At 65.0% G+C, this 9,916-nt stretch carries 10 protein-coding genes (1 of these 10 only partly in view); 6 read left to right on the forward strand and 4 right to left on the reverse strand.

Features of this window, described 5'->3' with window-relative positions; all coding sequences use genetic code 11:
• Positions 1-135 precede the first annotated feature (135 nt).
• Positions 136-591 carry a carboxymuconolactone decarboxylase family protein gene (locus ACVMIH_RS22840; RefSeq protein WP_028341912.1) on the reverse strand — a complete coding sequence of 152 codons (456 nt, stop codon included), beginning with the start codon at positions 589-591 and terminating at the stop codon, positions 136-138.
• Positions 592-701: 110 nt separating this feature from the next.
• On the opposite strand from ACVMIH_RS22840, the gene ACVMIH_RS22845 reads away from it, so the two are divergent.
• From ACVMIH_RS22845 to ACVMIH_RS22865, 5 genes are all read left to right on the forward strand, one after another.
• Positions 702-1,568: a sigma-70 family RNA polymerase sigma factor gene (locus ACVMIH_RS22845; RefSeq protein ID WP_057017848.1), complete on the forward strand. Its 867-nt coding sequence runs from the start codon at positions 702-704 to the stop codon at positions 1,566-1,568.
• Between the two features lie 64 nt (positions 1,569-1,632).
• Complete coding sequence (locus tag ACVMIH_RS22850; RefSeq protein WP_456863427.1) at positions 1,633-2,883, forward strand: M20/M25/M40 family metallo-hydrolase; 1,251 nt, start codon at positions 1,633-1,635, stop codon at positions 2,881-2,883.
• A gap of 235 nt (positions 2,884-3,118) precedes the next feature.
• Positions 3,119-3,793 (forward strand): GntR family transcriptional regulator, encoded by a 675-nt coding sequence (locus ACVMIH_RS22855; protein WP_057017850.1) that lies wholly within the window; start codon positions 3,119-3,121, stop codon positions 3,791-3,793.
• A 47-nt stretch (positions 3,794-3,840) separates the two neighbouring features.
• Positions 3,841-4,641: a phytanoyl-CoA dioxygenase family protein gene (locus tag ACVMIH_RS22860; RefSeq protein ID WP_050425629.1), complete on the forward strand. Its 801-nt coding sequence runs from the start codon at positions 3,841-3,843 to the stop codon at positions 4,639-4,641.
• Between the two features lie 127 nt (positions 4,642-4,768).
• On the forward strand, positions 4,769-6,091 hold the full coding sequence (locus ACVMIH_RS22865; protein WP_456863429.1) for an NAD(P)H-dependent oxidoreductase: 1,323 nt from the start codon (positions 4,769-4,771) through the stop codon (positions 6,089-6,091).
• Here the strand turns inward: ACVMIH_RS22865 and ACVMIH_RS22870 are convergent, their stop codons facing one another.
• Positions 6,092-7,177 (reverse strand): NAD-dependent epimerase/dehydratase family protein, encoded by a 1,086-nt coding sequence (locus tag ACVMIH_RS22870; RefSeq protein ID WP_456863432.1) that lies wholly within the window; start codon positions 7,175-7,177, stop codon positions 6,092-6,094.
• A gap of 308 nt (positions 7,178-7,485) precedes the next feature.
• On the opposite strand from ACVMIH_RS22870, the gene ACVMIH_RS22875 reads away from it, so the two are divergent.
• Positions 7,486-8,574, forward strand: a complete 1,089-nt coding sequence (locus ACVMIH_RS22875; protein WP_057017852.1) for a TRAP transporter substrate-binding protein — start codon at positions 7,486-7,488, stop codon at positions 8,572-8,574.
• A gap of 255 nt (positions 8,575-8,829) precedes the next feature.
• Here the strand turns inward: ACVMIH_RS22875 and ACVMIH_RS22880 are convergent, their stop codons facing one another.
• Both ACVMIH_RS22880 and ACVMIH_RS22885 read right to left on the reverse strand, forming a co-directional pair.
• Positions 8,830-9,465: a hypothetical protein gene (locus ACVMIH_RS22880; protein WP_076827472.1), complete on the reverse strand. Its 636-nt coding sequence runs from the start codon at positions 9,463-9,465 to the stop codon at positions 8,830-8,832.
• 249 nt (positions 9,466-9,714) lie between these two features.
• A protein-coding gene (locus ACVMIH_RS22885) for a hypothetical protein (RefSeq protein WP_456863435.1) crosses the window boundary here: on the reverse strand, positions 9,715-9,916 show its 3' end. 554 nt of this gene lie beyond the right edge of the window; 202 of the gene's 756 nt are visible here — the last part of the coding sequence; its start codon lies beyond the right edge, outside the window — the gene reads right to left on this strand; the stop codon is at positions 9,715-9,717.

Here is a 9,916-nt window from a genome sequence, read left to right on the forward strand (position 1 = left end):
CGCGATGGTGCGCAGCGGCATCGTGCCGGGTGAGGGGTTCTCTCCGCGGAGGCAGACCCCTCACCCGCCACCGATGCGACGCATCGGTGGCGGCCTCTCCCACAAGGGGAGAGGCGAAGTAAGAAAGCTACTCTCTCACACCTTCCAGGCGCCGACCGGCTGGCGCACCGCGACGTTGAGCCGGTTCCAGACGTTGATCGCCGCGATACCCAGCACCAGGGACGCGAGCTGCTGCTCGTCGAAGTGCTTGGCCGCCTCGTCCCACACCGCGTCCGTCACCGGATCCTCGCGGTCGCTGAGCCGGGTCACCGCTTCGGTCAGCGCCAGCGCGGCGCGCTCGGCCTCGGTGAAATACGGCGCGTCGCGCCAGGCACCGACCGCGAACAGCCGCTCGTCGGTCTCGCCGGCACGCCGGGCGAGCTTTGGGTGCATATCGACGCAGACGCTGCAGCCATTGATCTGGCTGGCGCGCAGATGCACCAGTTCCAGCAGCTTTTCCGGCAGAGCTGGCTTGGTGCTCTCGCTCAGCGCCTGCAGCGCCTTCATGGCCTCGGGAACAACCATCACCGGGTGGTTCATGCGGGCTTTCATCATGTCATTCTCCTGAATTGCCTTTTGACGGCGCCGTGCCGATCTGTTGTCACATCGGCGCAGTTTCGTTCGTCATGGCCATGACGGAGCGGACAAAGGGAATGTGACCGATGGACGAGAAAAATTCTCTCACCGAGCAGTTCGAGGCCAACCGGCCGCGCCTGCGGGCGGTGGCCTATCGCATGCTGGGCTCGACCGCCGAAGTCGACGATGCCGTGCAGGAAACCTGGCTGCGGCTCGGCCGCACCGACACGGCGGCGGTCGACAATCTCGGGGGCTGGCTGACCACGGTGATCGCGCGCATCTGTCTCGACATGCTGCGCTCGCGCAAATCGCGCCGCGAGGAGCCGATCGGCCCACATGTGCCGGAGCCGATCGCGGACAATCCGTCCGAGCGCGAGACCGAGATGGCCGATTCCGTCGGCGCCGCGCTGCTCGTGGTGCTGGAAACGCTGGCGCCGGCCGAGCGGCTGGCTTTCGTGCTGCACGACATGTTCGCGGTACCGTTCGAGGAGATCGCGCCGATCGTCGGGCGCACGCCGGCCGCCGCGCGGCAGCTCGCCAGCCGCGCCAGGCGTCGCGTGCAGGGCACGCCGCCCGCACCGGATGCCGATCTCAGCCGGCAGCGCGGCATCGTCGAGGCCTTTCTTGCGGCGTCCCGCAACGGCGATTTCGAAGGACTGCTGGCCGTGCTGGCGCCCGACGTCGTGGTGCGCGCCGATCAGGCTGCGCAGCGGCTCGGCTCGCTACCCGTCATCCGCGGCGCCGCAGCGGTTGCCGAAAGCTTTAGGGGACGCGCGCAGGCGGCGAGGCCCGCGCTGGTCGACGGCGGGATCGGCGTTGCCGTCATCTTCGGCGGCGCGCTCCGCGTCGTGCTGCAGGTCACGATCTCAGGCGACCGGATCGCGGCGATCGATGCGACCGCCGACGTCTCGGAGATCGAGACCTTCGATGTCGAGGTGCTTGAGCGCAGCTGACACAGCTGGAGGCAGCAAAGTCGCAATGCTAGTGTCTCTCTGCATCTGCGCAGGGAGGACAATCATGAAACTATCCATCAAATTGCTCGCGTCGGCCGGCCTGCTCGCCCTTGCCTCCTCCTCCGCCTTTGCCGCCGCAGACGAGAAGCTGCGTGCGGCCGCCGAGCAGGCCCAGCCGGCCGTGATCGAGAGCCTGCACGACATGGTGCTGATCGAGTCGGGCTCCGGCGATGTCGAAGGCCTGAAGAAGATGGCCGACTACACCGAGGCACGGCTGAAGGCGCTCGGCGCCAAGACCGAGCGGCGCAAGACCACGAAGGGCGCCGGCGCCGACATGGTGATCGGCAGCTTTGAGGGCACCGGCACGAAGAAGCTGATGCTGATCGCGCATATGGACACGGTTTATGAGCACGGCATCCTCGACACCCAGCCTTACAAGATCGACGGCAGCAGGATCTACGGACCCGGCATTGCCGACGACAAGGGCGGCATCGCCGTCATCCTGCATGCGCTCAAGATCCTGAACGATGCGGGCTGGCGCGATTACGCCAAGCTCACGGTGTCGTTCAATCCGGATGAGGAGGTCGGCTCGATCGGCTCCGGCGAGATCATCGCAGAGCTCGCCGACCAGCACGACGTGGTGCTGTCCTGCGAGCCGACGGTGGCGCCGCCGGTCGCGAAAAATGAAAGCCTGCTGCTCGGCGCCAGCGGCACCGCCACCGGCACGATCGATGTGAAAGGCAAGGCCTCGCATGCCGGCGCGGCGCCGCAGCTCGGCCGCAACGCGCTGATCGAGCTCGCGCATCAATTGCTGCAGACCCAGGACATCGCGAAATCGATTCCGGGCACGCAGCTGAACTGGACCACCGCGAAGGCCGGCACTGTGCGCAACCAGATCCCCGATCATGCCACCGCCGGCGCCGACATCCGCCTCACCATTCCCGACGGCGTGCAAAAGCTGCAGGCCGCGCTCGACGAGAAGGCGAAGAACAGACTGATCGCGGACACCGAGGTGACCGTGAAGGTCGTCGCGGGCCGTCCGCCGTTCGTCGCCGATGATCGCGGCCGCGCGCTCGCCAGGCAGGGACAGGCGATCTACACCGAGCTCGGGCGCACGCTCGACATCGCGGAAATGACCGGCGGCGCGACCGACGCCGGCTACGCCGCGCGCAGCGGCAAGGCGGTCGTGGTCGAAAGCTTCGGCCTCGCCGGCTGGGGCTATCACGCCCGCGACGAATACATCGACACCAATTCGATCGTGCCGCGGCTCTATCTGATGACGCGGACGCTGATGGAGCTGGGCAAGGCGAAGTAGCGTTTCCGAAAAGCTCGTCATGCCCGGGCTTGTCCCGGGCATCCGCGGCTCTGGTCCCGGCATCCAAGCCCGGCCATCACGACGTTGGGACGGCTGTCGCAGCGCGGCCCGGTCAAAAACCGGCCCATTCTCAATCGCTTAGCGTGGTCGCAAACCGGAGCCTTGACCGCTCCCCCAACCCGCAGTAACCTCATTTTCGAACACGGAATTCCGTATTCCAAACTGGACAGTCGGTATGATCCCGTTGGACCCGCTTCCAAACCTCATCGACCAGGTTTACGGGCGATTGCTCGAAGCGATCATCGACCGCACGCTGCTGCCTGGCCAGCGCATCACCCAGAACGAACTTGCCGATCGGCTCGGCGTCTCGCGCCAGCCGATTTCGCACGCCCTGCATCTGTTGCATCGCCAGGGCCTTGTCGCGGAGAGCGGCAAACGCGGCTTCGAGGTGACGCAGCTCGATCCGCAGCGCATCCGCGAACTCTATGAAGTCCGCGGCGCCATCGATGCGCTGGCGGCACGGCTTGCCGCTACGCGTGTAAAGGAAGATGCCGCGGCACGCGCGCAACTCGAAGCCGCGCTCGAAGCCGGACGCGCGATCGACGACGGCACGCCGCTGGCGCGCCTGATCGCACTCGACGTCGATTTCCACAGCGCGATCTATCGCCTCGCCGGCAATTCCGCGATCGAGGAGATGATCGCGCCGCAATGGCCGCATATGCGCCGCTCGATGGCGACCGTGCTCGCCGAGCTCGATTACCGCGGCAGCGCCTGGACCGAGCACGAGACCATCGCCGCGCATGTTTTTTCCGGCAATGCCGCAGCGGCAGAAGCCGCGGCGCTGGCGCATGCGCAGACGGCAGGACGGATGACCGAGGAGAAGCTGAGGGCAATCGACGTGGCGGCGTGACGTTCACGCATCGCCCCGGATGACAATAACAACAGGAGGAAAGCACCATGAAACTGACCCAAGAGCAGGTCGAATTTTTCCATCGCGAAGGCTGGCTGTTCCTGCCCGAGCTGTTCAGCCAGGAAGAGGTCGACTTCCTCGCGCGCGAAGCAGTCTCGATCTATGACGCCAACCGCCCCGAGGTGTGGCGCGAGAAGAGCGGCGCGCCGCGCACGGCCTTCGCCGCGCATCTCTACAATGAGGCGTTCGGCACCCTCGGCGCGCATCCGCGCATGATCGATCCCATCGAGCAGCTGTTCGGCGAGAAGGTCTACATGCATCAGTTCAAGATCAACGCGAAGGCGGCCTTCACCGGCGACGTCTGGCAGTGGCACCAGGACTACGGCACCTGGAAGCGCGATGACGGCATGCCGGAGCCGCGCGCGATGAACATCGCGATCTTCCTCGACGAGGTGATGCCGATCAACGGCCCCTTGATGCTGGTGCCGCAGAGCCAGACCGCGGGCGATCTGAAAGCCTCGCACGATCTCGAAACCACATCCTATCCGCTGTGGACGCTGGACGAGGAAACCGTGACCCGCCTCGTGAAGCAGGGCGGCATCGTCGCGCCGACCGGCAAGCCCGGCGGCATGCTGATGTTCCACGGCAATCTGGTGCACGGATCGAGCGGCAACATCACGCCCTACCCGCGCAAGATCGTCTACCTGACGCTGAACGCGGTCTCGAATTACATCCGCACCCCGACGCGGCCCGACTACATCGCGCACCGCGACTTCACGCCGATCCAGACCGTCGCCGACGACGCGCTGCTGCGGCTCGCTCGTGCACCGCGGCAGGCGGCGGAGTAAAGTCTTCGACCGTCATTCCGGGGCACACGAAGCGTGAACCGCAGATGCAATTGCGCATCGGGGAATCTCGAGATTCCGGGTTCGCGTTTCACGCGCCCCGGAACGACCCTTTTGTTTGGAAAGCATCATGAACCTGCATCACCTCCTCAAAACCCGCGCCGCCGCCGGCAAGCCGGTGCGCGTCGTCCTGATCGGCGCCGGAAAATTCGGCTCGATGTTCCTGTCGCAGGTGCCGCACACGCCGGGGCTTGAGGTGCCCGTGATCGTCGATCTCGACCGTGACCGGGCCCGCGAGGCGTGCCGCACGGTCGGCTGGGACGACGCGCGGATCAGCGCCACCACCTTCACCGACGACGGCGCGCGTGCGATCGCCGGCGGCGCATTCGATGTCGTGGTGGAAGCGACCGGCAATCCCGCCGTCGGCATCCGCCATGCCCGCGCGGCGATTGCCGCCGGCAAACATGTCGTGATGGTCAATGTCGAGGCCGATGTGCTGGCGGGGCCGCTGCTCGCCGAGGAGGCACGCAAGGCCGGCGTGGTCTATTCGCTGGCCTATGGCGACCAGCCGGCGCTGACAGCCGAGATGGTCGACTGGGCCCGCGCGACCGGCTTCCGCGTCGTCGCCGCCGGCAAGGGCACAAAGTACCTGCCGGCCTATCACGACGTCACGCCGGACGGTGTGTGGCAGCATTACGGGCTCACCGCCGGCGAGGCGCAATCCGCCGGCATGAATCCGCAGATGTTCAACTCCTTCCTCGACGGCACCAAATCCGCGATCGAGATGGCGGCGATCGCCAACGCCTGCACCCTCGACGTGCCGTCGGAGGGATTGCTGTTTCCGCCCTGCGGCGTCGACGACCTGCCGCATGTGATGCGGCCGCGCGACAAGGGCGGCGTGCTGGAGAAATCCGGCATCGTCGAAGTGGTGTCGTCGCTGGAGCGCGACGGCCGTCCGGTGTTCCGCGATCTGCGCTGGGGCGTCTATGTGGTGCTGGAGGCGCCCAACGATTATGCCGCCGATTGCTTCAAGCAGTACGGCCTCAAGACCGACGCCTCCGGCCGCTATGCGGCGATGTACAAGCCGTATCATCTGATCGGACTCGAGCTGAACATCTCCGTGCTGTCGGCAGCGCTGCGCAACGAGCCGACCGGGCAGCCGCGCGGCTTCCGCGGCGACGTCGCAGCGGTGGCCAAGCGCAATCTGCGCGCCGGCGAGATGCTCGACGGCGAAGGCGGCTACACCGTGTGGGGCAAGCTGATGCCGGCCGCCGCCAGCCTCGCCGCCGGCGCATTGCCGATCGGGCTTGCCCATCGGGTGAAGCTGAAGAGCGACGTCGCCCATGGCGCTGTCGTGCGCTGGAGCGATGTCGAGGTCGACGAGAGCAACGATACGATCAAGACGCGCAAGGCGATGGAAGTAGCGTTCTCGCGGTGGAGCGCGGCTCAATGACTACGGCAGCAGCCGGCTCGTCTTCGCCAGCCTGAACCACTTCCGGAACATCGCTTCCGTATCCATCATCTCGGTGAAGCCGGCCTGGTTGATCTTCACCGTCGAGACGATCGACGGCGGACCCGATTCAGTCTGTCCGTAGCGCATGCTGTAATCGGCATATTGGAAGGACAGGCCGACGAATTCCTCCAGGCCGGGCGCGATCAGGTCGTGCGTCCTGCGCAATTCGTCCCACGGCGCGATCCATTTCGGATATTCCTGCGCCAGCGACAGCGGCACGTGCCGGCCCGGCGTCATCTCGAGCGCATCCGATACCGCCGGCCAGATATTTTCCCAGGTGAAGACGTCGCCATTGGTGACGTTGAACGCTTCATTGCGCGCAGCCTCGGCGTCGCCCGACCAGGCGATCGCGCGTGCCAGCAGATCGACATCGACCGCTTGCGCGACGCGCGGCGCGCCGCCCGGATAATCCAGCGGCCTTCCCTGCGCGCGCAGCACCGCCGCATAGACGCCGAGCGGCGGGATCAGGTCCATCGCGCCGCCCATGGCTTCGCCGATGATCAAGACCGGGCGCAAGATGCTCCAGTGCCAGCTCTTGCCCCGCTGCAGCTCGCGCAGGAAATTCTCCTGCGCCCAATAGAAATTCGGCTGCTCGTACATTTCGGAACGGCCCTCGCGCGCCGGCACCGTGAGCGGCCGGACATGCACGCCATAGGCCTTGGTGCCCTGCAGCAGCGCGACATGCTTGAGATCGGGCGCGACGGGTTCGAGCACGCCCATCAAATTGCGCAGCATCCGGTCGTTGGTTTCGATCTGGCCGGCATCGCGCCAGCCATCAACCAGGCTGGGCGCCTCATAGAGCGCGGCGTAGATCAGGTGCGTTGCGCCGGCGAGCTCGGCCGCGGCGCGACAGCAATCCTCCGCGCTGGTGAGATCGATTCGCACATGCCGCGCGCCATAGAGATCGCGTGGCTTGCGGCGCGACAGCGCAATGCGCTCGCAATCGTCGGATGCGCCGAAGTGTCGCAAGGCGGCGTTGCCCACGAGGCCGGTTGCGCCGGCAACCACGATTTTCTTGTTGGCCATGTCCTTGAACTCCCATCAACCCACCCGCCCTGCGTAGCAGATCGCGGCAGGGCCGGCAGCCATCGCGGCGGGTATCGGATGAGACCGACAGCGCCGATTGTCCTTCGCACCTGCAACGAAGGCAGGCGCTTGATTTCCTCCGGCAAACGATCATCCTGACCGGCGGAACCGGAAACTCGGATTTCCACAACAAGAGCCCGTCGAGGGCCACCGGACACATTCATCACAGAACGTCGATCGATCGGCGAAGAAAGACGGCATCAAGATCGTTCCCCTTGTCGAGGTATCGGCACACAGGAGGGATACGCATGAAACGTCGTGAATTCTTGAAGGCAGGCGGCGTCGGGCTGGCTGCGACGGCGGTCGCCGCGCCCGCGGTCGCGCAATCGATGCCGGAGGTCAGGTGGCGGCTCGCGGCGAGCTGGCCGAAGGCGCTCGATACGCTCTATGGCGGGTGTGAATTCTTCTGCAAGCGCGTCGCCGAGATCACCGACAACCGCTTCCAGATCCAGCCGTTCGCCGCCGGCGAGATCGTCCCCGGCCTGCAGGTGCTGGACGCCGTCTCCAACGGCACGGTCGAGATGGGCAACACCGCGCTGTATTATTACTGGGGCAAGAATCCCGCCTTCACCTTCGGCACGTCGCTGCCGTTCGGCCTCAACACGCGCCAGCACATTTCCTGGCTGCAATGGGGCGGCGGCACCGACCTGCTCAACAATCTGCTCGCAGAATTCAACTGCATCGGCATTCCGACCGGCTCGACCGGCGCCCAGATGGGCGGCTGGTTCAGGAAGGAGATCAAGTCGATGGCGGATTTCCAGGGCTTGAAATTCCGGGTCGGCGGCTTCGCCGGCACCATCATCGCCAAGGTCGGCGGGGTGCCGCAGCAGATCGCCGGCGGCGACATCTATCCGGCGCTGGAAAAAGGAACCATCGACGCCGCTGAATGGGTCGGGCCGTATGACGACGAGAAGCTCGGCTTCGTCAAGGTCGCGAAGTTCTACTACTACCCCGGCTGGTGGGAAGGCACCGGCCAGGGCCACAATGTGATGAACAAGGACAAGTGGAACGCGCTGCCGAAGCACTATCAGGCAGCGATCCAGGCGGCTTCCGAGGACACCTTCACCTGGGTGACCGGCAAATATGACGCGGTCAACCCGCCGGCGCTGAAGCGCCTGATCGTGGCCGGCGCGCAGTTGCGGCCATTCCCGCAGGAGGTGCTGGAAGCCTGCTACAACGCGGCCAACGAGATCTACGCGGATCTTTCCAAGAGCAACCCGCATTTTGGCAAGATGCATGCGAGCCTCGCCGCCTACCGCAACGAATCGCTGGCCTGGATGCAGGTCGCCGAGCTCTCGTTCGACAGCTTCATGATGCGGATGCGCACGCGCACCTGAACCGGACGATGGCTTTACACTGCCGTCATTGCGAGGAGCGATAGCGACGAAGCAATCCATTTCTCCGCTTGCGATGAGATGGATTGCTTCGCGGAGCCTGTCATCGGGCGCGCGTTCGCGCGACCCGTTGGCTCGCAATGACGGGGCTGGAGCAGCGCTTATTATTTCGTTCATCTTGAGCCGGGCGCGTTCCGAGACAATAAAAAAGCCCCGGAGAATTTCTCCGGGGCTCTCTTCCTGATTCGATGCGACGCATTAATTGTCGTCGCTACCGCCGAACTCTTCCATCAGCTTGTCGTAGCTCTTGGTCACGAGATCGATGTTGCCCTTGTTCTCGACCGCGGGCGGCGGCGACTTCAGGGCGTCGTTGAGGTCGGCGAGCGCGTCCTTCTTGTCCTTGGCCGACATCTTCTTGTCGGCCTGGACCTGGGCGATCTGCGCCTTCAGCACGGCCTCGGGACCGACATATTTCTTGGTCTGCGGATCGAAGCCGCCGAGCACCAGCGAGATGTTGTCGACGACGTTGTTGTACTCGTCATAGCTGGCGAAGCCGTTCTTCTTGGCGATGCCCTCGAGTTGGCCGACGATCTTCGGATCCGGCTTGGCGTCCTGGGAAAGCTTCGCGGTGATCGGGTCCATTTCCTTGGCCGCGGCGAGCGCGCCATCGACCTGCTTGTCGGTCAGCGCGATCTGCTTGATCGGCGGGGCCTGGTCCTGTGCCGGAGCCGCAGCCTGCGCGGGTGGCGCGGCTTGCGCGGGCTGCTTGGCCGGCGGCGCCATCTGCTGCTGCTTGGCTTGCGCGAATGCGCCGCTGTTCGACGCCGCGGTCATGGCGATCGCAAGACACGCGACGCTCAGCGCAGCAGTTACGGGACGGACGATCTCACGCATGGAAGTCTCCTTGTTGGGGCAGGTTTTGCCGAGCTTCTTGGGTGGAACAGGTACGGAAATCGAAATGAACGGCCCATGAACTTTGGTCGTAGACGATGAAGGTCAATCGTGGCCGAATCATCACAAAGCGTTCAAGGAGTGTTGATCGCAATGCCCAGCCAGCAGTCGAGCAGCACAATGGGATCGCGATCAGCGGCGCGGCCGAAGTCTATGCGCACCCGTGCACGGCGAGCGCTGACGGTCCGCCGCTCAGGAGTTCTTCTTCAGCTTGAATGACTCGAAGAACCTGTCTTTGTTTGCAATGACCAGGTCCCGATAGGCATTGGGAAACTCGATCGTCAATGTGTAGCGCGTGCCCTTCGCAACGATGCAGCGCATGTACATGGTCTTGCCGCCATCGCTCACCGTCAGGGTCAGAATCTCGGCATCGCCGCTTGTCTTGCGGACGACG

Source organism: Bradyrhizobium sp. USDA 4503, assembly GCF_054055815.1.